Source organism: Pseudomonas frederiksbergensis, assembly GCF_003732665.1.
GTDB classification, from domain to species: domain Bacteria; phylum Pseudomonadota; class Gammaproteobacteria; order Pseudomonadales; family Pseudomonadaceae; genus Aquipseudomonas; species Aquipseudomonas frederiksbergensis_G.
In genome coordinates this window covers 308,772-334,107 of record NZ_MOBP01000004.1, presented here as the reverse complement: position 1 = coordinate 334,107, position 25,336 = coordinate 308,772, and the positions used below count along the sequence as shown (strand labels likewise).

Here is a 25,336-nt window from a genome sequence, read left to right as displayed (position 1 = left end):
GCTTCTCCAGACCAAGGAGGTTTTCGAATGTTCGATTTCCACCCCCAGCTCAAGCAGCGCTTCGCTGCCTTGCGCACGGGCGCTGAATTCTTTTCGCTGCGTTATGTACGTGAGTCCGGCCAGTACCTGTCGGTGCGCAAGAATGTCGCCGAACCGCCAAGCCTGAGCCGTGACGAAGGCGCGATGCTGACCGTGCGGGTCAACGGTGTCGAAGCCTACGCCGCGACCAATGACCTGTCGCAACAAGGCCTGCAAGCCGCGCTGGAGAAGGCCGAGCAACAAGCCCGTCGCCTCAAGCCCCACGCCTTGCTCGACCTGAGCGCGCAGATCGTTTCCAGCGACCGCGCCGACTACCTGTCGCCGAACCTCGACCAGCCCTTCCCTTCCTTGAGCGATTGCTACCAACTGCTCGGCGCGGAATCCGCCGCCGTGCCCAAGGACGAACGCCTGGTGAACTGGCAGGTGAGCATCGGCATCACCAACGTTGAACAGATTTACCTCAGCAGTGCCGGTGCCGAACTGCGCCAGGCCCAGCGATTTGTCTATCCGAGCCTGGAAGTCACCGCCTACGACGGCAACGACAGCCAGATCCGCACCCTGGGCCGCGAGAACTTTGGCCAACAGGGCGGTTTCGATGTGATCAGCCGCTGCGGCCTGGTCGGCGCCGGGCCGAAAATCGCCGATCAGGCCCTGCAATTGCTCCTGGCACCCAACACTCCGCAAGGCCCGCGTGACCTGCTGTTGATGCCGGACCAAATGATGCTGCAAATCCACGAGTCCATCGGTCACCCGCTGGAACTGGACCGCATCCTCGGTGATGAGCGCAATTACGCCGGCACCAGTTTCGTCAAGGCTGAAGACTTCGGCAGCCTGCAATACGGCTCCAAACTGCTCAACGTGACCTTCGACCCGGACATCCCCGAACAGCTCGCCAGCTACGGCCATGACGACGACGGCACCGCCGCGAGCAAACAATTCCTGATCAAGGAAGGTCTGTTGCTGCGGCCATTGGGCGGCGCGCTGTCGCAATTCCGTGCCGGCATGGACGGCGTGGCCAACAGCCGCGCCTGCGGCTGGAACCGCCCACCGATCGACCGCATGGCCAACCTGAACATCGAGCCCGGCGATCAACCGCTGGAGCAGATGATCGGCAATATCGAAAACGGCATTTTGATGCGCACCAACCGTTCCTGGTCCATCGACGATGCGCGCAACAAATTCCAGTTCGGTTGCGAGTGGGGCCAGTTGATCGAAAACGGCGAACTCAAAGGCGTGGTCAAGAACCCGAATTACCGGGCGATTTCCGCGCAATTCTGGAAAAGCCTCAGCGCCGTCGGCGACGCCAATACCTTCAAGGTCCTGGGCACGCCGAACTGCGGCAAGGGCGAGCCGAACCAAGTGATCCGCGTCGGCCATGCGTCGCCCGCGTGCGTGTTCAGCAATGTGGATGTGTTTGGGGGAGATGCCTGATGAGCACTGCAAAAAATCAGGTCGAGTCGTTCAAGGCCCTGGTCACCTGGCTGCGCAGGGCGATTCGCGAGCCGGAACAATTCACCCTCAGCTACGCCGCCGAGTCCTCGGCCTTCGTGCGCTTCAACCATGCCAAGGTGCGTCAGGCCGGGCAGGTGCAGCAGGCGAGCGTCGGTTTCAAACTGATCAACGAAGGACGCCACGCCGACCTGCACATCACCCTGTCCGGTGATGCCGAAACCGATATCCAGCGCCTGGAGGAAGGCCTGCAACAACTGCGCGAGACCTTGCCGCTGCTACCGGCAGATCCGTACTTGCTGCTCAACCACAACGGCTGGCAGAGCAAGAACCTGCAGGACCATCCGCTGCCGGATACCGAGCAGGTCGTGGCCGAAATCACCCAGGCTGCCGAAGGGCTGGACTTGGTGGGGTTCTATGCGGCTGGGCCGATCAGTCGTGGTTTCGCCAGTTCCTCGGGCGCGTTTGGCTGGCATCAGGCCAACAGTTTTAACTTCGACTTCAGCCTGTTCCACGAAAATGGCCAAGCGGTGAAAGCCAGTTATGCGGGGCACGACTGGAGCAGCGAAGGTTTTGCCAAGCGCGTTGCCCTGGCCCGCGAACAACTGGCGTTTCTCGGCCGGCCATTGCGCACCTTGGCACCGGGTCAGTACCGCGCTTACCTGGCGCCAGCGGCCATGGAAGAAATCATGGACATGCTCGGCTGGGGCGGTTTTTCCGCGCAGTCGATTGCCAGCAAGAACAGCCCATTGCAGAAGCTCTACGCGGGGGATCATGCGTTCAGCCCATTGGTGTCGCTGGATGAAAAAGTCAGCGGCTCCCTGAGCCCGGCGTTTTCCGGTGAAGGCTATCCGCGCAGTGACCTGGCCTTGATCGTCGCAGGCAAGGCCGGCGCGCAAATGGTCAGCTCGCGGAGTGCGGCGGAATATGGCCTGGAGGCCAACGGTGCTGGAGGCGGTGAAATGCCCAGTGCGTTGAACATGGCGGCCGGCGCCTTGCCGCAAGCGGAGATTCTCAAGCAACTGGGCACGGGGCTGTACATCAGCAACCTCTGGTACTTGAACTACTCCGACCAACCCGCCGCACGCCTGACCGGCATGACCCGGTTTGCGACGTTCTGGGTCGAGAACGGCGAGATCCAGGCGCCGGTGAGCACCATGCGTTTCGATGACAGCGCCTACAGTTTGCTCGGTTCGCAACTGGAGGCCTTGACCCAGGAGCGCGAGTTGTTGCTGTCGGCGAGTACTTACAGTCAGCGAGCGACGGCATCGGCATTGTTGCCTGGGGCGCTCGTCAGCCGATTGACCTTGACCCTGTAAACACAAAAACCCTGTGGGAGCGGGCTTGCTCGCGAAGAGGCCATCACCTTCAACATCAATGTTGACTGATCCACCGCTTTCGCGAGCAAGCCCGCTCCCACAGGGGCCGCGTCCCACCCTGACATTGCATTAACCCTTTTCCCACAAGAGGTCCCATGCCCAACCGCCCAGCTCTCGACCCCGTCACCGCCCGCTGGCTGCCGTGGGTCGTTGCCATTGCCTTCTTCATGCAGTCCCTCGACGGGACCATCCTCAACACCGCCCTGCCGGCCATGGCCCTGGACCTGGCGGAAAACCCGTTGCGCATGCAAGGCGTGATCATCGCCTACATGCTCACCGTCGCCCTGCTGATCCCCGCCTCGGGCTGGATCGCCGACCGTTTCGGCACCAAGAAGATTTTCTTCGGCGCGATCCTGTTGTTCAGCATCGGCTCGTTGCTTTGCTCGTTATCGAGCACCCTGACCATGCTGATCGGCGCCCGGATCATTCAAGGCTTGGGCGGTGCCTTGATGCTGCCGGTGGGCAGGCTGGTGGTACTGCGGGCCTACCCACGCTCGGAACTGGTGCGGATCATGGGCTTCATCACCATTCCCGGTCTGCTCGGCCCGTTGCTCGGCCCGACCACCGGCGGCTGGATGGTGCAGTACTTGTCGTGGCACTGGATCTTTTTGATCAACCTGCCGGTGGGCGTGATCGGTTGCTACGCCGTGTGGAAATTCATTCCCGACCTGCGCGGTAGTGAACGCACGCGGTTCGATAGCTGGGGCTTTTTATTGTTTGGCGCGGCAATGGTGCTGATTACCATCGCCATGGAGGGCCTCGGCGAATTGCACCTGCCGCACCTGCGGGTGATGTTGCTGCTGTTCGGCGGCCTGGCGTGCCTGGCGGCTTACTGGCTGCGGGCCGGACGCATCGATAATCCGCTGTTCGCGCCGTCGCTGTTCAAGACCCGTACCTTTGCCGTCGGCATCCTCGGCAATCTGTTCGCCCGCCTGGGCAGCGGCGCCCTGCCCTTCCTCGTGCCGTTGCTGCTGCAAGTGGCGCTGGGGTATTCGCCGTCCCAGGCCGGGATGAGCATGCTGCCACTGGCTGCTGCGGCGATGTTCGCCAAGTCCGTGGCGCGACCACTGATCGAACGCTTCGGTTATCGCATCATCCTGACCGGCAACACCCTGGCGCTGGGCATCATGCTGGCGGCCATGGGCCTGGTCAGCGAGCAAACGCCGTACTGGCTGCTGCTGGTGATGCTGGCGATTGCCGGTGCGATCAACTCGTTGCAGTTCACCGCGATGAACACCGTGACCCTGATCGACCTCGACGACGCCAGCGCCAGCAGCGGCAACAGCTTATTGTCGGTGGTGGCGCAATTGTCCCTGAGCCTGGGCGTGGCCTGCGCTGGCGCCCTGCTGGGTGGCTTCACGGCGGAGGTTGGAAACGATGGCGTGGAGACCATTCTGGGTGCGTTCCAACTGACCTTCGTGACCGTCGGCGTCATGGCGATGCTGGCCGCAACGATCTTCTCGCAACTATCACCCAATGATGGCCGACGGGTGGTCAGCCGCGAACACGACATAGAACACTGACCCGTAGCAGCTGCCGAGGCACGAGGCTGCGTTGCGTGTCCGCAGGACCGCCCTCGGGGGCCGCTTCGCAACCCGACGCAGCCTCGTGCCTCGGCAGCTGCTACAACGACGCTACTCGTCCAGAATTTGCAGGTGCCGTGCGCAGGCCTGATACACTGCGCGACATTTTGTTTTGCAGGCCAGTCCCGTGACCACCATCGCCACCGCTTTTAATACTTTGCCGCTGTCCGCCGCCATGCTGGCTAACCTCGACTCTTTGGGTTATGCCGAGATGACGCCGATCCAGGCGCAAAGCTTGCCGGTGATCCTCAAAGGGATGGACCTGATCGCCCAAGCCAAGACCGGCAGCGGCAAGACCGCCGCCTTCGGCATCGGCCTGCTGAACCCGATCAATCCGCGCTTCTTCGGTTGCCAGGCGCTGATCATCTGCCCGACCCGCGAGCTGGCGGACCAGGTGGCCAAGGAAATCCGTCGTCTGGCCCGCGCCGAAGACAACATCAAGGTCCTGACCCTGTGCGGCGGCGTGTCCCTAGGCCCGCAGATCGGCTCCCTGGAGCACGGCGCGCACATCATCGTCGGCACCCCGGGCCGGATCCAGCAGCACCTGCGCAAGGGTTCGCTGATCCTGCATGGCCTGAACACCCTGATCCTCGACGAAGCCGACCGCATGCTCGACATGGGCTTCTACGATTCCATCGAAGAAATCATTGCCCAGACCCCGGAACGCCGCCAGACCCTGCTGTTCTCCGCCACGTACCCGACGGGCATCAAGCAACTGGCCGCGAAGTTCATGCGCAACCCGCAGATCGTCAAGGCCGAAGCCTTCCACGACGACACGCAGATCGAGCAGCGCTTCTACGAAATCTCCCCGGAAGAGCGCATGAGCGCGGTGACCAAGGTCCTCGGCCACTTCCGCCCGGCGTCCACCGTGGCCTTCTGCTTCACCAAGCAGCAGGTGCAGGAAACCGTCGATCACCTGACCTCCAAAGGCATCTCCGCCGTCGGCCTGCACGGCGATCTGGAACAGCGTGACCGCGATCAGGTGTTGGCCATGTTCTCCAACCGCAGTACGTCGGTACTGGTCGCCACCGACGTCGCCGCTCGCGGCCTGGACATCGATGCGCTGGACATGGTGATCAACGTCGAACTGGCCCGCGACTCGGAAATCCACATCCACCGTGTCGGCCGTACCGGTCGTGCCGGTGAGAAAGGCATCGCGATCAGCCTGGTGGCGCCGTCCGAAGCCATCCGCGCCCAAGCCATCGAGAAACTGCAGCAGTCGCCGTTGAACTGGGATCAGATCGACAACCTCACCTCCCAGGGCGGCGCACCGCTGCTGCCGGTGATGAGCACCCTGTGCATCGGCGCTGGCCGTAAAGACAAGGTGCGTCCGGGCGACATCCTCGGCGCACTGACCGGCGACGCCGGCATCCCGGGCGCCCAGGTCGGCAAGATTGCAATCTTCGACTTCCAGGCGTTTGTAGCGGTTGAGCGTGGCATCGCCAAACAAGCCCTGCAGCGCCTGAACGACGGCAAGATCAAGGGCCGCTCGTTGCGCGTGCGCATTTTGTAAGAGATCTTCTGGCTGACAGAGATCAAATGTGGGAGCGGGCTTGCTCGCGAAGAGGGAGTGTCAGTTTGCATTAAGTTGCCTGACACACTGCTTTCGCGAGCAAGCCCGCTCCCACAGTTAGTTTTGTGGTGACACATCAAGAGGACACCGTTTTGCGCTCTACCGAAGTCGTGATCATTGGCGCTGGCGCCGCAGGGTTGATGTGTGCGCTGACCGCCGCCGGGCGCGGGCGCAAGGTGATGTTGCTCGACCATGCGAACAAGGCCGGCAAGAAAATCCTGATGTCGGGCGGTGGCCGCTGCAATTTCACCAACATGTACACCGAACCGGGCAATTTCCTCTCGCAGAACGAACACTTCTGCAAATCCGCACTGGCGCGCTACACCCAGTGGGATTTCATCGGCATGGTCGCCAAGCACGGCGTGCCGTACCACGAGAAGAAACTCGGCCAGTTGTTCTGCGATAACAAATCCAGCGACATCCTCGAAATGCTGCTCAACGAGTGCGATCAGGTCGGCGTCAGCCTGCACCTGGACACCTCGATCCAGACCATCGAGAAGCTCGAAACCGGTTACCTGCTGGACACCACCCTCGGTCAGTTGACCTGCGAATCCCTGGTGATCGCCACCGGCGGCCTGTCGATTCCAACCCTGGGCGCCACCGGTTTCGGTTATCAAGTGGCCAAGCAATTCGGCCACGAGTTGCTGCCGACCCGCGCCGGCCTGGTACCGTTCACCATCACCGATCAGCTCAAAGAACTGTGCACCGAGCTGTCCGGCACCTCGGTGGATTGCCTGGTGAGCTGCAACGAGCAGAGCTTCCGCGAGAACATCCTGTTCACTCACCGTGGCCTCAGCGGCCCGGCGATTTTGCAGATTTCCTCCTTCTGGGAATCCGGCGACACGGTTGAAATCAACCTGATGCCGGACCACGACGTACCGAGCTGGCTGCAACAGCAACAGGCCGAACGCCCGAATAGCGAGTTGAAAACCCTGCTGGGGGAAATCTTCACCAAGAAGATGGCCAACCTGCTGGCGGACAACTGGTTTGTCTCCAAACCGATGAAGCAATACACCCATGCGGAAATCGCCGACATCGCCGAAAAACTGGCGAGCTGGAAAGTCGTGCCCGCCGGCACCGAAGGCTACCGCACCGCCGAAGTGACTTTGGGCGGGGTCGATACCCATGAAGTGTCGTCCAAGACCATGGAATCGCTGAAAAGCCCTGGGTTGTACTTCATCGGTGAAGTGCTGGACGTCACCGGGCACCTGGGGGGGTTCAACTTCCAGTGGGCGTGGGCTTCGGGTTACGCCGCCGCACAATACGCCTGACCTACACAAAACCAAATGTGGGAGCGGGCTTGCTCGCGAAAGCGGCCTGACAGTCGACAAAAATGTTGAATGCACCGGCCCTTTCGCGAGCAAGCCCGCTCCCACAGGGTTTTGGGAGAGCCACAACATTGTGATCGACACAGTTCCAGTGTGGGAGCGGGCTTGCTCGCGAAGGCGGCCTGACAGCCAACACTAATGTTGAATGTACCGGCCTCTTCGCGAGCAAGCCCGCTCCCACATTGGGGATGTGTGGATGTCTAAAGGAACAGATTTTGCTGTCAGATGTGATCGGCGCCATTGCGTCGGCGTCATTACTGGCTCAATTTAGCGTCATCGCCTCGGAAGGCCCTCGCACTTCATGTCATCGACCCCTTTTAGTCAGTCTCTACGCCGCCTCTGGGCGCTGGATAAATTCAGCTACAGCGTGCGGGTGTTCATCGCCCTGACCGGCAGCATGGCCGTTTGTTGGTATCAGGATGAAATGGGGCTGTTGATCCCGTTGTTCCTGGGCATCATCGCCAGCGCCCTGGCCGAGACCGACGACAGTTGGCAGGGCCGCCTCAACGCCCTGGCGGTCACGCTGGTGTGTTTCAGCATCGCCGCGTTCTCCGTCGAATTGCTCTTCCCCTACCCCATCATTTTTATCATCGCCCTGGCCCTTGCCGCGTTCGGCCTGACCATGCTCGGGGCGCTGGGCGAACGCTATGGCGCGATTGCCTCGGCGACGTTGATCCTGTCGGTCTACACCATGATCGGCGTGGACCAGCGCGGCGGCGCGGTGACCGATTTCTGGCACGAACCGGTGCTGCTGGTGGCCGGCGCCGCCTGGTACGGCTTGCTCTCGGTGTTGTGGCAGGCGATGTTTTCCAATCAGCCGGTGCAGCAGAGCCTGGCGCGGTTGTTCCGGGAATTGGGGTTGTACCTGAAACTCAAATCATCGCTGTTCGAGCCGATCCGGCAAATGGACGTGGAAGCGCGACGCCTGGAACTGGCCCAGCAAAACGGTCGGGTGGTCGCCGCCCTGAACGTCGCCAAGGAAATCATCCTGCACCGGGTCGGCAACGGTCGCCCCGGTTCGAAGGTCAGCCGCTACCTCAAGCTGTACTTCCTCGCCCAGGACATCCACGAGCGCGCCAGTTCCTCGCACTACCCTTACAACGCCCTGGCTGACGCCTTCTTCCACAGCGACGTGATGTTCCGCTGCCAACGCCTGCTGCGTCAGCAAGGCAAGGCCTGCCGCGCCCTGGCCGAATCGATCCAGATGCGCCAGCCCTTCGTCTACGACGCCAGCTTCGCCGAGGCCCTGGGCGACCTGCACGCCTCCCTCGAACACCTGCGCGTCCAGAGCAACCCGGCCTGGCGCGGACTGCTGCGTTCATTGCGCGCACTGGCGGCCAACCTCGGCACACTCGACCGTTTGCTCAGCGACGCGAGCAACCCCGACGCCCTCGCCGACGCCACCGACAGCAGCTTGCTCGACCGTTCGCCGCGCAACCTCAAGGATGTGTGGCTGCGCTTGCGCACCCAATTGACGCCGACCTCGCTGCTGTTCCGCCACGCCCTGCGTTTGCCCCTGGCGCTGAGCATCGGCTACGCCACGGTGCATTTGATCCACCCGTCCCAGGGTTACTGGATCATCCTCACCACGCTGTTCGTCTGCCAACCGAACTACGGCGCCACCCGACGCAAACTCGGCCAGCGGATCATCGGCACCGCCATCGGCCTGACCCTGGCCTGGGCGCTGTTCGACCTGTTCCCGAACCCGCTGATCCAGTCGTGCTTCGCCATCGCCGCCGGGGTGGTGTTCTTTATCAACCGTACCACCCGCTACACCCTGGCGACGGCGGCGATCACCCTGATGGTGTTGTTCTGCTTCAACCAGGTTGGCGACGGTTACGGGCTGTTCCTGCCGCGCCTGTTCGATACCTTGCTCGGCAGCCTGATCGCCGGGCTCGCGGTGTTCCTGTTCCTGCCGGACTGGCAGGGCCGACGCTTGAACAAAGTGCTGGCCAACACCCTGACCTGCAACAGCATCTACCTGCGCCAAATCATGCAGCAATACGCCGCCGGCAAAAGCGATGACCTGGCTTATCGCCTGGCCCGACGCAACGCGCACAACGCCGATGCAGCGCTGTCGACCACGTTGGCGAACATGCTGATGGAGCCGGGGCATTTCCGGAAGGAAGCGGACGTCGGTTTCCGCTTCCTGGTGTTGTCCCACACGTTGCTCAGCTACTTGTCAGGGCTCGGCGCGCACCGGGAAAAGCAATTACCGCCAGACGTGCGCGAGCATTTGATCGACGGCGCCGGCGTGAGCCTGGCGGCCAGCATCGACGAAATCGCCCAGGGTCTGGCGAGCAAACTGCCGATTGCGATTCAAAGCGATGCGGAAGAAGAGCTGGCCAATGAGCTGGAACAGATGCCGGATGAGATTGATGAAGGGCAGCGGCTGGTGCAGACGCAGTTGGCGTTGATTTGCCGGCAGTTGGGGCCGTTGCGGACCCTTGCGGCGCATCTGATTAAAGACACCAGCGAGGTCTAGGATTTGCGGCGGCTCGGAGGGCCTCTTCGCGAGCAAGCCCGCTCCCACATTGGATTGATGGTGGGTCTGCAATTCAGGACACACCACATATCCCCTGTGGGAGCGGGCTTGCTCGCGAAGGCGGCATCCGCCACACCACCAAACAACTTGCGGCTCAAAACTTGAAGCTTGCCGCTGCCCCTCTACATCCCATGCTGCTTCATCAACCGCTCATAACTCCCATCCGCCTTCATCGCCGCAATCTCCCGGTCAAAACTCGCCACGATCTGCTCATGCTCCGGGTTCTTCAGGCTGACCAGAATGTGCAGGCTGTTCTCGCTCAAGGGCTTGGGCAGGAACTCCACGGAGTTGCGGACTTTGGATGACTCCCGGGCCAGGTAATAACGGGCGACGAATTCATCTTCCAGGGTCAGCTTGACCCGATCGGCCGCGAGCATGCGCACGGCCATGGCGAAGTTATGCACCGGGATTTTCTGCAGCGCGGCATCCTCATCGAATTCCGGCGAGTAGGCGTACCCACGCACCACCGCAATCGGGTAGGTGTGCAGTTGCTGCAGGTTGTTGTATTCGATGGGCGCGTCTTTGCGCTTGATGAAGCGCACGCGATTGAGCAGGTACTCGGAGGAAAACTGCCCGAGCTTGGTGCGTTCGTCGTTGTACCAGGCGTTGACCAATACGTCGTAGCGACCCTCACCCACGCCCAGCAAGGCGCGTGCCCAAGGCACTTGCTCGAAATCGCTGGCATAACCGGCCCGGGCCAGCGCGGTGCTGACGATGTCCGTGGCCAAGCCACCATTGACCAGCGTGGCGTCGGTAAACGGCGGCCAGGCATCGGCCACCAGACGCAGCTTTTCCGCCGCCGCGTTCTGAGTCAGCAACAGCAATCCAATCAAAGCAAGAGCTCGATGCAATCGCGGCATGCTAGAAAATCCTTAGCGGGCGGGTTGCCCGACGTGTTTTTCAGCCAAAACTCCAAGACTCGAATACCGGCGTAGCGGTACTAAACCTTAGCTCATTGAAGCCACTGCACAGCGCTGACTTGCAGATTACACAAAGAAGACAGCGCCGCGACAAATGAATGATGGCATTTTGGCCTTTGTCACAGATTTCTCAGCCATCGAGACTTCTTTCCTGCGCACGCTTAGTATCGGGAGAACGTTGTTCAAGGAATGTGAAGATGACAATCGAGTGGGTCTGCAAACATCACAGCGATCTGGGTAAAGAGCAGCTGTATGCCATTTTGAAGTTGCGCGCCGAGGTGTTTGTCGTCGAGCAGCGCTGTGCGTATCAGGATGTCGACGGTCAGGACCTGGAGGGTGACACCTGCCATTTGATGGGCTGGAACGGGGATGCGCTGCTGGCGTACCTGCGCTTGCTCGACCCGGAACTGCAAGGTGGCGACGTGGTGATCGGTCGGGTGGTGACCGCGCCTGAAGGCCGGGGCCAGGGTCTGGGGCATGAAATGATGGAACAGGCGCTGAGGCAGACTGAGAAACGCTGGCCTGGCGTGCCGATTTATCTGTCGGCCCAGGCGCATTTGCAGGGGTATTACGGGCGGTATGGGTTTGTCGTGGTTGGGGAGGAATATTTGGAGGATGACATTCCGCATATCGGGATGCGGCGTTCTTGAGGGCCTCTTCGCGAGCAAGCCCGCTCCCACAAGGACAGCGCATATCCTGTAGGAGCGAGGCTTGCCCGCGAAGGCGTCAGCCCAGACGCAGCAAATCTCAGGGATATTCCAACACCGCTTTAATCTGCCGCAAATTGCGCTCGATCCACCCCCGATCAATCGCCCCCCACTCCCGAATCCGATAACGCCCGGCATGGTTGCGCGCACCGTCTTCCTGTTCGAACTCGCAGACAATATCCAGATCCGCCAGCGCCGCAATGGTGTCCTGGGCCGTGCGCCGGGGCATGCCGGTGACTTCGGTCAGGGTCGGGACGCTGCTGGCTAGCCCGCTGTCGATCAAGTACGCCACGTACAACCGGCGGTAGAAGCTGCTTTTGGTCTTGCTGACGTCCATCCGGACACTCCTTATTGCATATCCCGCCACGTCAGATACACCCGCAGATCAAACTCCACCTGGTGATACCCCGGCAACATGTGTTCGCACAGCTTGTAGAACGCCTTGTTGTGATCCGACTCTTTGAAATGCGCCAGCTCATGCACCACGATCATTTTCAGGAACTCCGACGGCGCTTCTTTGAACAGCGACGCCACGCGGATTTCCTTCTTGGACTTGAGCTTGCCGCCCTGCACCCGGGAAATCGTGGTGTGCAGGCCGAGGGCGCGGTGGGTCAGGTCCAGGCGGTTGTCGAACAACACCTTGTCGATGGCCGGGGCGTTGCGCAGGTATTCCTGCTTCAGGTCCAGGGCGTAGGTGTACAACGCCTTGTCGCTTTGCACGACGTGCTTTTGCGGGTAACGCTGATCCAGGTAGTCGCCCAGCCGACCGTCGGCGATCAACTGGCGCACCTGGTCCTGCAACGCAACGGGATAGGCCTGGAGGTATTTCAACGCGGTCATTGGGCGGGCAACACGAATCACGGAAAGGTCGCCAGTGTAGCGAATTCAGCGGGACAGCGCGCTCCAGTCAAAGGGCTGGACAAACTCGGCGGCGTCCTCGGAAGTCATCGGTCGCGCCACCAAAAACCCTTGTACGAACTCGCAGCCATTGGCCTGCAGCCAGTCGAATTGCGCCACGGTTTCCACGCCTTCGGCGATCACCAGCAGACCGTATTGCTTGCACAGGTCGATCACCGTGCGCACCAGCGAAGCATCCCGGGTTGACTCCGGCAATCGCGCAATCAGGTGGCGGTCGAGCTTGAGGGTGTCCAGCTCAAGATCCCGCAGGTGCGCCAGCGAACACGGCCCGGAGCCAAAGTCATCCAGCGCCACCCGCACCCCCAGATTGCGCAGCAAGCGCAGTTGCTTGCGGGTTTCATCGGGGTTAAGGGTCAAGGCTTCCTCGGTGACTTCGACCTCGATCTGCCGTGGCTGCAAGTGATGGCGTTCCAGGGTTTGGCGCAATTCAGTGACCAGGTTAGGCATGCTGAACTGAGTACTGCTCAAACTCACCCCCAGTACAAGATCCTCGGCAAACAAGGTTTCCCAGGCTTTGCGCTGCTTGGCGCTGCGATGGTAAATCCAGCTGCCCAGGCGACTGATCAATCGCGCCTCTTCCAGCAACGGCAAAAACAGCCCCGGCGGCACATCGCCGACACTCGGATGCTGCCAGCGCAGCAACGCCTCGAAACCGCGAATCTGCCCGCCATTGATCGCCACTTGCGGCTGATACACCAGATTGAAATCACGGTTCTCAATGGCCGTGCGCACGCTCTCTTCGAGCATCAACCGCGAGCGCGCCCGGCCGTTCATTTCGTGATCGTAAAAGCGGTATTGCTGACGCCCGGCGCGCTTGGCCTCGTACATCGCGATGTCGGATGCGCGCAGCAAACCGTCAAGGTTGGAACCGCAATCCGGATAGGTGGCGATGCCGATGCTGGCGCCGAGGGCAATGTCCAGGCCTTCGATTTGCTGACAGATCGACACCCGTTCGATCAACTTCTCGGCAATCTTCGCCGCTTGCTCGGGAAATTCCAGGTCCAGCAGCGCCGTGAACTCATCACCGCCCATGCGCGCCAGAATGTCGAAGGGCCGCAGGCAAGCCTTCAACTGCTCGGACACCCAACGCAGCACCCGGTCACCGGCATCGTGGCCGAGGGAATCATTGACCCGCTTGAAGCCATCCAGATCCAGGTAAAGCAACACCCAGGCGCTGTCGGAACGTTCGCCGCGCAGCAGCAGGTTTTCCACGGTCTGGTGGAAACCCCGGCGGTTGAGCAGCCCGGTCAGCGGATCGGTGACCGCCTGAAACTCCAGTTGCTGATGCAGATGGCGCACCACCGACATGTCCAGCACCGTCACCACCATCGCGTGTTGCTCGGAAGGCAACGGCGCGCAGGACAACGCCACCGGCACCTGTTGGCCCGGTGCTGTGCGCAACAGCGCATCGTGCAGGCGCAGGGTCTCGCCGCGTTTGTAGCCGTTATAAAGGTCGGAATCTGCCCAGATCGGAATGTGCGGTTTTTGCAGGAAGTCCAAAAACTCCCGGCCCTGCAAATCCTTGACCGTGGCATTGAGCAGCCGCGACATCGCCGGGTTGGCAAAACGAATCAGACCGTCCTCACCCACCACCAGAATGCCTTCGGCGGCGTTATCCAGCACCGAGGCGTTGAAAGCGCGGGCGACCTCCAGATCGTGGCTCAGGCGCTGCAACGCCCGGCGATTGCGCTGATGCTCCAGCAACGCCTGGACCTTGGGCTTGAGAATCTGCGGGTCGAAGGGTTTGAACAGGTAATCCACCGCGCCACTGGCGTAGCCCTTGATCACGGCGTCCTGGGACTGTTCGTTGGCGGTGAGGAAAATGATCGGGGTCAAACGGGTGCGCTGACTGCCGCGCATCAACCGTGCGACTTCAAAACCATCCATGCCCGGCATCTGCACATCCAGCAGCACCAGGTCGACATCGTGTTCAAGCAGCAAACTGAGGGCCTCGAAGCCCGAGGCGGCGGTCATGACCTGCCAGTCCTGGCGCTGCAACAAGGCGCGCATGCTGATCAGGTTTTCAGGGTAATCATCAACGATTAAAAGGACAGAGCTGCCTTCACTTGGCGTGGGTTGCGCGCATTCCATGCTGCTTCTCTTGTTCGGGGCGACAGGCCGGTTTCTCGTGAAAACCGGACAAATACTACGCCTTCACTCTAGACCCGGATCCGAAAAAGCAGTAGGTGTCATCACGCCATCATGTAACCAAACCGTCCATAACCCGACTAACGGTCGGCGCTACAGCCCCCGGAAACCGGGAAAGATGGCTTTTTGACAGGATGTTGACGTCAATCTTCTGCCCGGCGGGCATTAACAAAGCACGCGACTACGCTTATAAAGGCAACCCTCCAAGGCCCGTGCTAGAGCTTCTGGAACGGGCGTGCAGCATGAATTCGTGGAAGCTTTGTCTATGATCGATCTCGCAACATGGAACCTCAGTGTTCCTGTGGGCAATCCGCCTTACACCGTTGAAACAGCCAAACTGGTGAAGGGTTTCAAGGACCAATACTTCCATTCCGACACCGGCACCCTGTTCTTCTGGTCCCCGGTCACCGGTTCCAAAACCGCAAACGCCAAATACCCCCGCACCGAACTTCGCGAAACCTACAGCAACGGCACCCTGCGCAACTGGCTCTACCCGGACGCCGACAATTCCCTGCGCGCCACCCTCGCGGTGAACCAGGTGCCGAGCTCCGGCAAGATCGTGATCGGCCAGATCCACGCCTATGAAAGCCAGAAACCCCTGATCAAGCTTGAGTACCAGTTCAAGACCAGCACCCAATCCGGCAACATCGTCGCCAAAGTGCGCATGCACCCCGATGACGGCGAAGGCCGGGTCATCACCGTCGCGACCGGCGTGAAGCTGGATCAGGAGTTTTCCTACCTCCTGCACCTGAGCCCTGGCGGACAACTGGGCATCAGCGCGGCGGGCTATCAGTGGGATTCGAACATCAGCGCGACATGGCGCGACAAACCGCTGTATTTCAAGGCCGGCGTGTATGTGCAGGACCACACCGGGTACACCAGCGAAGGCGGGAAAGTGACGTTCAGTAAGCTGGATATTGATCACGACAAGTAGCCATATCCTAAAAGATCGCAGCCTCCGGCAGCTCCTACAGATTTGCGCGATCCTCCGTAGGAGCTGCCGAAGGCTGCGATCTTTTGATCCTCCCGTCGAAAACCTCGCAAGTAACCACCCATTGTGGCGAGGGGGCTTGCCCCCGTTGGGCTGCGCAGCAGCCCCCATCAACCTCAAGCCTTCCGCAAATCCCGTAGGAATAATGCCTTTATGGCGAGGGAGCTTGCTCCCGCCGGGCTGCGAAGCAGCCCCATCCACCTGCCAGCGCATTCCTACAGTCCCACTCCAGCGCCCGGTTTTGCGGCGGCCGCGCCACCGAACGAGGGCAAGCCCCCTCGCCACAAGGGTTATGCGCTGTCCTACGGTGCGGTTGCAGCCATCAAAGTCGCCGCTTATAGTTCGCCCCGTCGCTGACAGCAGTCGGCGATAGGGTTTCGCAGCCCTACAGCGCAATGGCAACCAAGCTCCATAACAAACGATGGTCGTTTTAACGCCCGCAGTTCGTTTTATGGTGGCTGTGTGTGGGAGACCTTCGGGTCTGCCGGGTTCCTTGTGCCTCGGTCTGCGAACCCGCACACAGCTACCACCCATTCGATTCGCAGCGAACGGCAGTAGCTCTTCTTTTTGAACACAAGGAAGATTTACTAATGACAATAAACAACCCGCCGCGCCGCTTCACCCCCATGTCCCAATTCGCCACCGACTACCCCGTCCTGCTCATCGACAGCGACGCCCCGCTCCGCGAATTGCACAACTGCGTCAGCGAACGCCTCAACGCCGTCGTCAAATACCTCAACCTCATGGCCTGCACCAGCCTGCCGGACTACGCCGAAAACGACATCAACACCGTCACCAACATCGCCTTAATCCTGCTCCGGGATGTAGGTGATGTATTTAGAGTGATTGAGCAGCGTGGGTTTGATACGCCTTAACTATCGCAAAAAAAGGGGACGGATTTATTTATCGACTAAATAAATCCGTCCCCTTTTCCTGCACTTTTCCTGCAACTACTCACTTTTCAAGCGACTGACTTGAATTTTCCCTTTGCTTTAAAGACCCCTTCCTCGAAGAGCTCGAATTCCCCCGCGGGATATGGCATACCCGCAGACAAACTAAATGTACCACTGGCATATTTATCACCGTCAACACGATCAATCTCCAAATGTGCTCTAACTGAGTCATCATTTCGTTTTAGCGTGTAGGTCGTTTCAACCTCAAGGCCCGTTCTAAACTTAATTCCCATATAATAACTATGCCCGCCTACCTCTCTATCCTTCGGACTAATATAAAAGAACTCGCTATCCCTAGAGAAAAGGCCCTCCTCCTCAAGCTTCAACTCGTGCTCACCATAGTCTTGATGTGTGAATTTGACTTCCAGACTACCAGCAATTTTTTTATTGACGTTATTTTCAATTTTCATCTTTTTCATCCCGCAAGCAAGTGAGCTCTAAGCACAAGTAGAAAAGGGGACGGATTTATTTATGCATCCTCCTTGCCCTAACCGTAATCAACCTCCCGCAACAAAACACCTGTAAGAAATAACAGTTAGCAATACAATTTCGCGATAACAGAACGTTAGGTTATGACATAAAACCTTACAACAATTCCATCAGGTTATTTTCCTGATCATTCTGCTACGCTTTCCAAAACATACATGGAAGTAGGTGGCCATATGCCTAGAACGGCACGCATCGTATTGCCCAATTACCCGCATCACGTCGTACAACGAGGTCACAACAAGCAAGTGGTCTTCGCCGAAACAACCGATTTCGAACACTACCTGGCTGACTTGCAAGCACTCAAAACGGCCTTCGATGTGAAGGTGTACGCATTCTGCCTAATGACTAATCATGTCCATTTATTACTCGCACCCGGTGACTCTGCGAGTGGTCTCGGACAATTGATGAAAGGCTTGGCAGGTCGTATGACGCGGCGCCGGAACAAACTGGAAGGTCGCTCTGGCACGCTGTGGGAAAGCCGCTACAAATCCAGCGTCGTACAAACCGATAGCTATCTGCTGGCCTGTAGCCGATACATCGAACTCAACCCGGTGCGAGCGAAGATTGTGCAACGTGCACGGGACTACCCTTGGTCCAGCCTGCACTTACGTCTCAATGAATCTTCTGTGGATAACTGGCTGGATGAAAATCCAGGATTCAATGAACTGGGCACCACCCCTACCGAACGCCTCGCGCGCTACGCCTCTTTCATGGAGCAGGAAACCCCTTCATCAGAACTGCAATTGCTTAGAGGCGCACTTCAACGCGGACAACTCACTGGCGATGCAAGATTTACCGATGAGATTGAGGCGATTACCGGATTGCGGATAATACAACGACTGCGAGGCAGACCGGCGAAATAGACTTGATACTTTTGAAGAGGGGATAGATTAAATAAATCTGTCCCCTTTTCTGCCAAATAAATCTGTCCCCTTTTCTGCCATTATTTCCGCGCCCTGTTTTTTTAGTTTTGAGACTCATAACTAAACGTTCTTAAAAACTGTCATATCTTACAGGTGCTAATAAAAGTGACACTATCTACCATTGAACACGCAACAAGCAAAAAATGAAAAGACCTTTTCAGCCCTAGCGATTCTTAATTAACGAGGTGCATCATGAGTGAATTATCATTTACTGGCCGCCTGCAGATAACAGGAGAAGCTCTCCCTTGCAATTTAGGCTTTCAATACATAAAAAATGGAACAGAAAGTCTTAAAACACAATACGGATCGACGACTAAATATACGGTTGGACTTCCGAAGGAAGAGTACTTATGCGCAAATTGCTGCCTAGGAAGCGAATCACCGTTATTGTACTTCCTGTATTCCGGAAGAGATTTCATCTATCACATAGCTAGTCGAGAACCCGGTTCCTACAACGGTTACTGGCTAGGAAGAACATCTACCCGTTACATAGGACTTTATCAATCATCAAATGAGCGCAGCGACTTTGCATTTTTCCAAAATGGCCAATTTATTCATCCAGCTCAACTAGCAGGAAACACTTTTACTAATTTGGAGCTCAATTCCGCGGACGGGAACTTACAGCTCCACAAAAAAGTATACGCTGATTATACTGGCAACAATCAATGGGCAGCATACACCTGTACAATGGGCGGAGATGCAGGATACATCGGCCCTAATGTCACCTTGCAAATTGTCGAGCGCAATGTGTAGCGACAATAGGGAATAAATAGGGACAGATTATTTATCTCTATCCCTTTATTTACGCACAAAAAAACCCGCCTCTCGGCGGGTTTCTTTTCAACACAATTTAACACCCAGGCTTAATTAACCTTAGCGTTCAACTCACCCTTCAAATACCGCTGATACATCGCTTCCAACGAGATCGGTTTGATCTTCGAAGCATTACCCGCAGTACCAAACGCTTCATAACGAGCGATACACACATCACGCATCGCCGTCACGGTCGCGCCGAAGAACTTACGCGGGTCAAACTCGCTAGGGTTGGTAGCCATCAGGCGACGCATCGCACCGGTGGATGCCAGGCGCAGGTCGGTGTCAATGTTGACCTTGCGCACGCCGTGCTTGATGCCTTCGACGATTTCTTCAACCGGCACGCCGTAGGTTTCTTTGATGTCGCCGCCGTACTGGTTGATGATCGCCAGCCAGTCTTGTGGCACGGAGGACGAGCCGTGCATCACCAGGTGGGTGTTGGGGATGCGTTTGTGGATTTCTTTGATGCGGTCGATGGCCAGCACGTCGCCGGTTGGTGGCTTGGTGAACTTGTACGCGCCGTGGCTGGTGCCGATGGCGATGGCCAGGGCGTCGACCTGGGTGCGTTTGACGAAGTCAGCGGCTTCTTCCGGGTCGGTCAGCATTTGGCTGTGATCCAGAACGCCTTCGGCGCCGATGCCGTCTTCTTCACCGGCCATGCCGGTTTCCAGGGAACCCAGGCAGCCCAGCTCGCCTTCTACCGAAACGCCGCAGGCGTGAGCCATGGCCACGGTTTGTTGGGTCACGCGGATGTTGTAGTCGTAGTCGGTCGGGGTCTTGCCGTCTTCGCCCAGGGAACCGTCCATCATCACCGAGCTGAAGCCCAGTTGGATGGAGCGCTGGCAGACGTCAGGGCTGGTGCCGTGGTCCTGGTGCATGCACACCGGGATGTGCGGGAATTCTTCGATTGCCGCGAGGATCAGGTGACGCAGGAACGGGGCGCCTGCGTATTTGCGCGCACCGGCCGAAGCCTGGACGATCACCGGGGAGTCAGTCTTGTCAGCGGCTTCCATGATGGCGCGCATCTGCTCAAGGTTGTTGACGTTGAAGGCTGGAACGCCGTAGCCGAATTCGGCTGCGTGGTCCAACATCTGGCGCATGCTGATAAGTGCCATTGTGTGTGTCTCTCCCGGTTTGGGTCGTTAATCGTGCCAGCCTGCCGTAGCGGCGGCGGCTATTCAAGTTATTGCAGATCGGGGGTTGGTCCGGTCCGCTCATTCGGTATTGCCTAAATCTGTTGTACCTACACAGATCCCTTGTGGGAGCGGGCTTGCTCGCGAATGCGGTTCAACATTCAGCACTGATGCAAGCTGATCCACCGCTTTCGCGAGCAAGCCCGCTCCCACATTTGGATCTGCTGCCACATTGGATCTGTGGTGTGTCAATTACTCGGCTTTACAACCGCGGCCAATCAAATCATTGGTGGCGACCCAGTACACCAGGCCTTCCTCACCTTTTACGTGAAACGCCAGCATGTCGTTGCTGTACAGCGATCCTTCGGCGCCCGGTTCAAGCTTCAGGCGATAGACCTGATCGGCCCCGCCGAGACGCACGTCGACTTCCTTGCGGCTGTCGTCGGTGTAGCGCCAGAGCACTTTCGCCTGGCTGTCGCAGGTCCAGGTGGTCCAGTTGTCCGCGGGCGCCGAGGTGTTGAACAGGTTGAAATTGGAGCAACCTGCCAGCAGTGCCAGCGCCATGACGGCGATAAAACCTTTCATCCATGTTCCTCGACCAACGGCGCACGCCGCCGGCCTTGAGTAAAGAGTCAGACCCATCAAGGGCAGCCATGTTCCTTGCCCGGTGTCTGTGTCTCGTATTTGTCCAGGCCATCGGGCCCGGAACGCTTGTTCAGCACCGGGTTGGTTTCGGCCTGCCAGTCGGCCTGGTAACAGCCCTTATCAGCCGGCGCAGACGGCGCGGGCTCCGGCTTGGCTTTCGGGTTACTCCCGCAAGCCGCCAAGGCACACGCGACGATCAACAGCGCGATGGTCCTGACCATAAAAACACTCCTTTGCCTGGTCATTTTGGGTACCTCAGGCCTTGGCCCGGCTTTCCAGGACTTCAACGGCCGGCAGTACCTTGCCTTCGACGAATTCGAGGAACGCGCCGCCGCCGGTAGAAATGTAGGAGATCTGATCGGCAACGCCATATTTATCGATGGCCGCCAGGGTGTCGCCGCCGCCGGCGATGGAGAACGCCGAGCTTTCCGCGATGGCCTGGGCCAGGACTTTGGTGCCGTTACCGAACTGGTCGAATTCGAACACACCCACCGGGCCGTTCCACAGGATGGTCTTGGACGACTTCAGCAGCTCGGCGAAATTCGCCGCAGTCTGTGGGCCGATGTCCAGAATCATGTCGTCGTCGGCCACGTCAGCGATCAGCTTGACCGTTGCAGTGGCGCTTTCCGCGAATTCCTTGGCGACTACAACGTCCACCGGCAGCGGCACGCTGACCTTGGCGGCGATTTCGCGAGCGGTGTCCAGCAGGTCCGGTTCGTACAGGGATTTGCCAACCGGGTGACCGGCTGCGGCCAGGAAGGTGTTGGCAATGCCGCCACCAACGATCAACTGGTTGCAGATCTGGCTCAGGCTGTTGAGCACGTCGAGTTTGGTCGAGACCTTGGAGCCGGCCACGATGGCGGCCATTGGCTGGGCCGGGGCGCCGAGGGCTTTGCCCAGTGCGTCCAGTTCAGCAGCCAGCAGCGGGCCAGCGGCGGCGACTTTGGCGAACTTGGCGACGCCGTGGGTCGAACCCTCGGCACGGTGAGCGGTGCCGAAGGCGTCCATCACGAACACGTCGCACAGGGCGGCGTATTGCTGGGCCAGTTCGTCAGCGTTCTTTTTCTCGCCTTTGTTGAAGCGCACGTTTTCGAACAGCACGATGTCGCCGGCCTTCACGTCAACGCCGCCCAGGTAATCGGCCACCAGCGGCACTTCGCGGCCCAGGGCCTTGCTCAGGTAGTCAGCGACTGGCTTGAGGCTGTTCTCGGCCGAGAACTCGCCTTCGGTCGGACGCCCAAGGTGCGAGCAGACCATCACGGCCGCGCCTTTTTCCAGGGCCAGCTTGATGGTCGGCAGCGAAGCCAGGATACGCGCATCGCTGGTGACAACACCGTCCTTGACTGGGACGTTGAGGTCTTCGCGGATCAGTACGCGCTTACCTTGCAGATCGAGGTCGGTCATCTTCAACACGGTCATGGGTCGCAATTCCTGAGTTACTGTTTTTTAGTGACAGAAAGTGGAGCGGCTATTTGCAGATAGTGTTCCGCAACGTCCAGCATTCGGTTGGCAAACCCCCATTCGTTGTCGAACCAGGCCAGGATGTTCACCAGCCGTGGGCCGGAAACGCGGGTCTGACTGGCATCGACGATGGCCGAATGTGGGTCGTGATTAAAATCACAGCTTGCATGGGGGAGCTCGGTGTAAGCCAGCAGACCTTTGAGCGGGCCACTGGTGGCGGCTTCGCGCAGGATCCGGTTGACCTCGACGGCGTCAGTGTCGCTGACGGTTTGCATCGTAATGTCGAGGCACGACACGTTCACCGTCGGCACGCGTACGGCTTTGGCCTGAATTCGCCCGGCAAGTTCCGGCAGCAGGCGTTCGATGCCCCGCGCCAGACCAGTGGACACCGGGATCACCGACTGGAACGCCGAACGGGTGCGGCGCAGGTCTTCATGATGATAGGCGTCGATCACTGGCTGGTCGTTCATCGCCGAGTGGATGGTGGTGATCGACACGTATTCCAGACCAATGGCCTGATCCAGCAGGCGCAACAACGGCACGCCGCAGTTGGTGGTGCAGGACGCGTTGGACACCAGCAGCTCGTCGCCGGTCAGGCAATCCTGGTTCACGCCGTAGACGATGGTGGCGTCGACATCCGCCTCGCTGGCCATCGGCTGGGAAAACAGCACCCGTGGCGCGCCGGCGTCGAGGAAACGCTGGCCATCGGCACGGGTGTGGTAAGCGCCGGAGCACTCCAGCACCAGATCGACGCCCAGAGACGCCCAATCGATGCCTTCGGGGGTGGCACTGCGCAGGACCTTCACGCAGTCGCCATTAATATGCAGACAATCGCCCTCTACCCGCACTTCGCCGGGGAAACGCCCGTGAGTGGAGTCGAAGCGTGTCAGGTATTCGATGCTGGCCATGTCCGCCAGATCGTTGATCGCGACAATTTCAAACCCGGCCTTCTCGCCTCGCTCAAACAACGCACGCAAGACGCAACGACCAATCCGGCCGTAGCCGTTGAGTGCAACTTTGTAGGGACGCGGTTGGGGCATGGGGTTCTCGATTACCGTAGCGATTCAGTTACTGCAGCATTGCCTGGACCATCGCTTTCGCGAGCAAGCCCGCTCCCACAGGGAAGTGCATTCCAATGTGGGAGCGGGCTTGCTCGCGAAGGCGGCAGTCCGGACGACGCAACTTCTGGATCAGTCTTCCAGCAGCTCTTCAGCCTGACCCAGGATGTTTTCCAGGGTGAAGCCGAACTCTTCGAACAAGGCTGGCGCAGGCGCCGACTCGCCGTAGGTGGTCATGCCGATGACGCGGCCTTCCAGGCCCACGTACTTGTACCAGTAGTCCGCGTGGGCGGCTTCGATGGCGATACGGGCGCTGACTTGCAACGGCAGGACTTCCTGTTTGTAACCGGCGTCCTGAGCATCGAACACGCTGGTGCACGGCATCGAAACGACGCGAACCTTGCGACCTTGTTCAGTCAGCTTGTCGTACGCCTGAACCGCCAGGCCCACTTCCGAACCGGTGGAGATCAGGATCAGCTCAGGCTCGCCTGCGCAGTCCTTCAACACGTAACCGCCACGGGCGACGTCGGCAATCTGGCCGGCATCACGTTCCTGGTGCTGCAGGTTCTGACGGGAGAAGATCAGCGCCGAAGGGCCGTCCTGGCGCTCGATCGCCAGTTTCCAGCAAACCGCCGACTCAACAGCATCGGCTGGACGCCAGGTGTTGAGGTTCGGCGTGCTGCGCAGGCTGGTCAGTTGCTCGACCGGCTGGTGCGTCGGGCCGTCTTCGCCCAGGCCGATGGAGTCGTGGGTGTAGACAAACACCACGCGTTTCTTCATCAGCGAGGCCATGCGGACCGCGTTGCGCGCGTATTCCATGAACATCAGGAAGGTCGCGCCGTAAGGCACCAGACCGCCGTGCAGGGACACGCCGTTCATGATCGCGCTCATGCCGAACTCGCGAACGCCGTAGTACATGTAGTTGCCGCTGGCGTCTTCAGCCGAGACACCTTTGCAACCTTTCCACAGGGTCAGGTTGGAACCGGCCAGGTCAGCGGAGCCGCCCAGCAGTTCCGGCAGCAGCGGGCCGTAGGCATTCAGGGCGTTCTGGCTGGCTTTACGGCTGGCGATGGTTTCGCCCTTGGCCGCGACTTCAGCGATGTAAGCCGAGGCTTTTTCCGCGAAATCGGCTGGCAGTTCGCCGCTCAGGCGACGGATCAGTTCGTTGGCTTCGGTCGGGAACGCGGCGGAGTAAGCGGCAAAACGCTGGTCCCACTCGGCTTCGGCGGCGCGGCCTTTTTCCTTGGCATCCCACTCGGCGTAGATGTCGGCCGGGATTTCGAACGGGCCGTGGTTCCATTTCAGCGCAGCGCGGGTCAGGGCGATTTCCGCGTCACCCAGCGGGGCGCCGTGGCAGTCTTCCTTGCCTTGCTTGTTCGGCGAACCGAAACCGATGGTGGTCTTGCAGCAGATCAGGGTCGGCAGCTCGCTTTTGCGTGCGGTCTCGATCGCGGTCTTGATTTCTTCAGGGTCGTGACCGTCGACGTTGCGGATCACTTGCCAGTTGTAGGCTTCGAAACGCTTCGGGGTGTCGTCGGTGAACCAGCCTTCGACTTCGCCATCGATGGAGATGCCGTTGTCATCGTAAAAGGCGATCAGTTTGCCCAGGCCCAACGTACCGGCCAGAGAGCCGACTTCGTGGGAAATGCCTTCCATCATGCAGCCATCACCCAGGAACACGTAGGTGTGGTGGTCGACAATGTTGTGGCCAGGACGGTTGAACTGCGCCGCCAGGACTTTTTCTGCCAGGGCAAAACCCACGGCGTTGGCCAGGCCTTGGCCCAGTGGACCGGTGGTGGTTTCCACGCCCGGGGTGTAGCCGAATTCCGGGTGACCCGGGGTGCGGCTGTGCAGTTGGCGGAAGTTTTTCAGGTCTTCGATCGACAGGTCGTAGCCGGTCAGGTGCAGCAGCGAATAGATCAACATCGAGCCGTGGCCATTGGACAGCACGAAGCGGTCACGGTCGGCGAACGATGGATTGCTCGGGTTGTGCTTGAGGTAGTCACGCCAAAGCACTTCGGCGATATCCGCCATACCCATCGGGGCACCCGGATGGCCGCTGTTGGCTTTTTGCACGGCATCCATGCTGAGGGCACGAATGGCGTTGGCACGCTCACGACGGCTTGGCATCGCTGTTCTCCTGAGGGTTCTGAATCGAGAGTGAATAAATCGGAACGGAAAAAAGGCGAGCATTTTCCCTCACCCACCCGCCTCGGGGCAATGACAGATAGTCATCCAGAGGCGTTTTTCCGGTGGATAAAGTCGCATTCGCCCGGTGAAA

General features: G+C 59.4%; 22 protein-coding genes. 11 read left to right on the top strand and 11 right to left on the bottom strand.

Annotated features, from left to right (window positions below):
* Nucleotides 1-27 precede the first annotated feature (27 nt).
* The 6 genes from BK665_RS07630 (at nucleotide 28) to yccS (ending at nucleotide 9,836) form a co-directional block, all read left to right on the top strand.
* Complete coding sequence (locus tag BK665_RS07630; protein WP_123404316.1) at nucleotides 28-1,470, top strand: TldD/PmbA family protein; 1,443 nt, start codon at nucleotides 28-30, stop codon at nucleotides 1,468-1,470.
* The gene (locus tag BK665_RS07625) at nucleotides 1,470-2,807 is read left to right on the top strand and encodes a TldD/PmbA family protein (RefSeq protein WP_123404314.1); all 1,338 of its coding nucleotides are present in this window, start codon (nucleotides 1,470-1,472) and stop codon (nucleotides 2,805-2,807) included. The genes BK665_RS07630 and BK665_RS07625 overlap by 1 nt, the downstream gene beginning before the upstream one ends.
* Nucleotides 2,808-2,962: 155 nt before the next feature.
* Nucleotides 2,963-4,390, top strand: coding sequence for a multidrug transporter subunit MdtD (gene mdtD, locus BK665_RS07615; protein WP_123404313.1), 1,428 nt, complete (start codon nucleotides 2,963-2,965; stop codon nucleotides 4,388-4,390).
* 187 nt (nucleotides 4,391-4,577) lie between these two features.
* Nucleotides 4,578-5,963, top strand: a complete 1,386-nt coding sequence (gene dbpA, locus BK665_RS07610; protein ID WP_123404311.1) for an ATP-dependent RNA helicase DbpA — start codon at nucleotides 4,578-4,580, stop codon at nucleotides 5,961-5,963.
* A gap of 152 nt (nucleotides 5,964-6,115) precedes the next feature.
* Nucleotides 6,116-7,294 (top strand): BaiN/RdsA family NAD(P)/FAD-dependent oxidoreductase, encoded by a 1,179-nt coding sequence (locus BK665_RS07605; RefSeq protein ID WP_123404309.1) that lies wholly within the window; start codon nucleotides 6,116-6,118, stop codon nucleotides 7,292-7,294.
* A 358-nt stretch (nucleotides 7,295-7,652) separates the two neighbouring features.
* A complete protein-coding gene (yccS, locus tag BK665_RS07600; protein WP_123404308.1) occupies nucleotides 7,653-9,836 on the top strand; it encodes a YccS family putative transporter in 2,184 nt (727 codons plus the stop codon).
* A gap of 182 nt (nucleotides 9,837-10,018) precedes the next feature.
* Here the strand turns inward: yccS and BK665_RS07595 are convergent, their stop codons facing one another.
* Nucleotides 10,019-10,756, bottom strand: a complete 738-nt coding sequence (locus BK665_RS07595; RefSeq protein WP_123404306.1) for a substrate-binding periplasmic protein — start codon at nucleotides 10,754-10,756, stop codon at nucleotides 10,019-10,021.
* A 257-nt stretch (nucleotides 10,757-11,013) separates the two neighbouring features.
* On the opposite strand from BK665_RS07595, the gene BK665_RS07590 reads away from it, so the two are divergent.
* Nucleotides 11,014-11,466, top strand: coding sequence for a GNAT family N-acetyltransferase (locus BK665_RS07590; RefSeq protein WP_123404304.1), 453 nt, complete (start codon nucleotides 11,014-11,016; stop codon nucleotides 11,464-11,466).
* Nucleotides 11,467-11,563: 97 nt separating this feature from the next.
* Here BK665_RS07590 and BK665_RS07585 read toward each other — a convergent pair whose 3' ends face one another.
* Genes BK665_RS07585 through BK665_RS07575 form a run of 3 tightly spaced genes read right to left on the bottom strand, consistent with a single transcriptional unit; the run spans nucleotide 11,564 to nucleotide 14,532 of the window.
* On the bottom strand, nucleotides 11,564-11,860 hold the full coding sequence (locus BK665_RS07585) for a winged helix-turn-helix domain-containing protein (RefSeq protein WP_123404302.1): 297 nt from the start codon (nucleotides 11,858-11,860) through the stop codon (nucleotides 11,564-11,566).
* Between the two features lie 11 nt (nucleotides 11,861-11,871).
* Nucleotides 11,872-12,363, bottom strand: coding sequence for a M48 metallopeptidase family protein (locus tag BK665_RS07580; RefSeq protein ID WP_123404300.1), 492 nt, complete (start codon nucleotides 12,361-12,363; stop codon nucleotides 11,872-11,874).
* A 45-nt stretch (nucleotides 12,364-12,408) separates the two neighbouring features.
* Nucleotides 12,409-14,532 (bottom strand): putative bifunctional diguanylate cyclase/phosphodiesterase, encoded by a 2,124-nt coding sequence (locus tag BK665_RS07575; RefSeq protein WP_123404298.1) that lies wholly within the window; start codon nucleotides 14,530-14,532, stop codon nucleotides 12,409-12,411.
* Nucleotides 14,533-14,854: 322 nt separating this feature from the next.
* Between BK665_RS07575 and BK665_RS07570 the strand changes: the two genes are divergently transcribed.
* Nucleotides 14,855-15,523 carry a polysaccharide lyase family 7 protein gene (locus BK665_RS07570; RefSeq protein WP_123404352.1) on the top strand — a complete coding sequence of 223 codons (669 nt, stop codon included), beginning with the start codon at nucleotides 14,855-14,857 and terminating at the stop codon, nucleotides 15,521-15,523.
* A gap of 647 nt (nucleotides 15,524-16,170) precedes the next feature.
* Nucleotides 16,171-16,455: a fructose-bisphosphate aldolase gene (locus BK665_RS07565; RefSeq protein ID WP_123404296.1), complete on the top strand. Its 285-nt coding sequence runs from the start codon at nucleotides 16,171-16,173 to the stop codon at nucleotides 16,453-16,455.
* Between the two features lie 86 nt (nucleotides 16,456-16,541).
* Here BK665_RS07565 and BK665_RS07560 read toward each other — a convergent pair whose 3' ends face one another.
* On the bottom strand, nucleotides 16,542-16,943 hold the full coding sequence (locus tag BK665_RS07560) for a hypothetical protein (protein ID WP_123404294.1): 402 nt from the start codon (nucleotides 16,941-16,943) through the stop codon (nucleotides 16,542-16,544).
* Between the two features lie 252 nt (nucleotides 16,944-17,195).
* On the opposite strand from BK665_RS07560, the gene BK665_RS07555 reads away from it, so the two are divergent.
* Nucleotides 17,196-17,885 (top strand): transposase, encoded by a 690-nt coding sequence (locus BK665_RS07555; protein WP_123404292.1) that lies wholly within the window; start codon nucleotides 17,196-17,198, stop codon nucleotides 17,883-17,885.
* A gap of 252 nt (nucleotides 17,886-18,137) precedes the next feature.
* Nucleotides 18,138-18,698 (top strand): hypothetical protein, encoded by a 561-nt coding sequence (locus tag BK665_RS34225; RefSeq protein ID WP_148053197.1) that lies wholly within the window; start codon nucleotides 18,138-18,140, stop codon nucleotides 18,696-18,698.
* Between the two features lie 110 nt (nucleotides 18,699-18,808).
* Here the strand turns inward: BK665_RS34225 and fba are convergent, their stop codons facing one another.
* From fba to tkt, 6 genes are all read right to left on the bottom strand, one after another.
* Nucleotides 18,809-19,873 (bottom strand): class II fructose-bisphosphate aldolase, encoded by a 1,065-nt coding sequence (gene fba / locus BK665_RS07550; protein ID WP_054044249.1) that lies wholly within the window; start codon nucleotides 19,871-19,873, stop codon nucleotides 18,809-18,811.
* Between the two features lie 270 nt (nucleotides 19,874-20,143).
* A complete protein-coding gene (locus BK665_RS07545) occupies nucleotides 20,144-20,476 on the bottom strand; it encodes an MliC family protein (protein ID WP_123404290.1) in 333 nt (110 codons plus the stop codon).
* Between the two features lie 56 nt (nucleotides 20,477-20,532).
* The gene (locus BK665_RS07540) at nucleotides 20,533-20,757 is read right to left on the bottom strand and encodes a hypothetical protein (RefSeq protein ID WP_123404288.1); all 225 of its coding nucleotides are present in this window, start codon (nucleotides 20,755-20,757) and stop codon (nucleotides 20,533-20,535) included.
* A 34-nt stretch (nucleotides 20,758-20,791) separates the two neighbouring features.
* Complete coding sequence (locus BK665_RS07535; RefSeq protein ID WP_123404286.1) at nucleotides 20,792-21,955, bottom strand: phosphoglycerate kinase; 1,164 nt, start codon at nucleotides 21,953-21,955, stop codon at nucleotides 20,792-20,794.
* 17 nt (nucleotides 21,956-21,972) lie between these two features.
* Complete coding sequence (gene epd, locus BK665_RS07530) at nucleotides 21,973-23,037, bottom strand: erythrose-4-phosphate dehydrogenase (protein WP_123404284.1); 1,065 nt, start codon at nucleotides 23,035-23,037, stop codon at nucleotides 21,973-21,975.
* A gap of 150 nt (nucleotides 23,038-23,187) precedes the next feature.
* On the bottom strand, nucleotides 23,188-25,185 hold the full coding sequence (gene tkt, locus BK665_RS07525; RefSeq protein ID WP_123404282.1) for a transketolase: 1,998 nt from the start codon (nucleotides 25,183-25,185) through the stop codon (nucleotides 23,188-23,190).
* Nucleotides 25,186-25,336 lie beyond the last annotated feature (151 nt).

Bases quoted from the DNA above. Each gene is read 5' to 3' on its own strand.
- BK665_RS07630 (WP_123404316.1), top strand. From the start codon at position 28: ATGTTCGATTTCCACCCCCAGCTCAAGCAGCGCTTCGCTGCCTTGCGC.
- BK665_RS07625 (WP_123404314.1), top strand. From the start codon at position 1,470: ATGAGCACTGCAAAAAATCAGGTCGAGTCGTTCAAGGCCCTGGTCACC.
- mdtD (WP_123404313.1), top strand. From the start codon at position 2,963: ATGCCCAACCGCCCAGCTCTCGACCCCGTCACCGCCCGCTGGCTGCCG.
- yccS (WP_123404308.1), top strand. From the start codon at position 7,653: ATGTCATCGACCCCTTTTAGTCAGTCTCTACGCCGCCTCTGGGCGCTG.
- BK665_RS07595 (WP_123404306.1), bottom strand. From the start codon at position 10,756: ATGCCGCGATTGCATCGAGCTCTTGCTTTGATTGGATTGCTGTTGCTG.
- BK665_RS07590 (WP_123404304.1), top strand. From the start codon at position 11,014: ATGACAATCGAGTGGGTCTGCAAACATCACAGCGATCTGGGTAAAGAG.
- BK665_RS07585 (WP_123404302.1), bottom strand. From the start codon at position 11,860: ATGGACGTCAGCAAGACCAAAAGCAGCTTCTACCGCCGGTTGTACGTG.
- BK665_RS07580 (WP_123404300.1), bottom strand. From the start codon at position 12,363: ATGACCGCGTTGAAATACCTCCAGGCCTATCCCGTTGCGTTGCAGGAC.
- BK665_RS07575 (WP_123404298.1), bottom strand. From the start codon at position 14,532: ATGGAATGCGCGCAACCCACGCCAAGTGAAGGCAGCTCTGTCCTTTTA.
- BK665_RS07570 (WP_123404352.1), top strand. From the start codon at position 14,855: ATGATCGATCTCGCAACATGGAACCTCAGTGTTCCTGTGGGCAATCCG.
- BK665_RS07565 (WP_123404296.1), top strand. From the start codon at position 16,171: ATGACAATAAACAACCCGCCGCGCCGCTTCACCCCCATGTCCCAATTC.
- BK665_RS07560 (WP_123404294.1), bottom strand. From the start codon at position 16,943: ATGAAAATTGAAAATAACGTCAATAAAAAAATTGCTGGTAGTCTGGAA.
- BK665_RS07555 (WP_123404292.1), top strand. From the start codon at position 17,196: ATGCCTAGAACGGCACGCATCGTATTGCCCAATTACCCGCATCACGTC.
- BK665_RS34225 (WP_148053197.1), top strand. From the start codon at position 18,138: ATGAGTGAATTATCATTTACTGGCCGCCTGCAGATAACAGGAGAAGCT.
- fba (WP_054044249.1), bottom strand. From the start codon at position 19,873: ATGGCACTTATCAGCATGCGCCAGATGTTGGACCACGCAGCCGAATTC.
- BK665_RS07545 (WP_123404290.1), bottom strand. From the start codon at position 20,476: ATGAAAGGTTTTATCGCCGTCATGGCGCTGGCACTGCTGGCAGGTTGC.
- BK665_RS07540 (WP_123404288.1), bottom strand. From the start codon at position 20,757: ATGGTCAGGACCATCGCGCTGTTGATCGTCGCGTGTGCCTTGGCGGCT.
- BK665_RS07535 (WP_123404286.1), bottom strand. From the start codon at position 21,955: ATGACCGTGTTGAAGATGACCGACCTCGATCTGCAAGGTAAGCGCGTA.
- epd (WP_123404284.1), bottom strand. From the start codon at position 23,037: ATGCCCCAACCGCGTCCCTACAAAGTTGCACTCAACGGCTACGGCCGG.
- tkt (WP_123404282.1), bottom strand. From the start codon at position 25,185: ATGCCAAGCCGTCGTGAGCGTGCCAACGCCATTCGTGCCCTCAGCATG.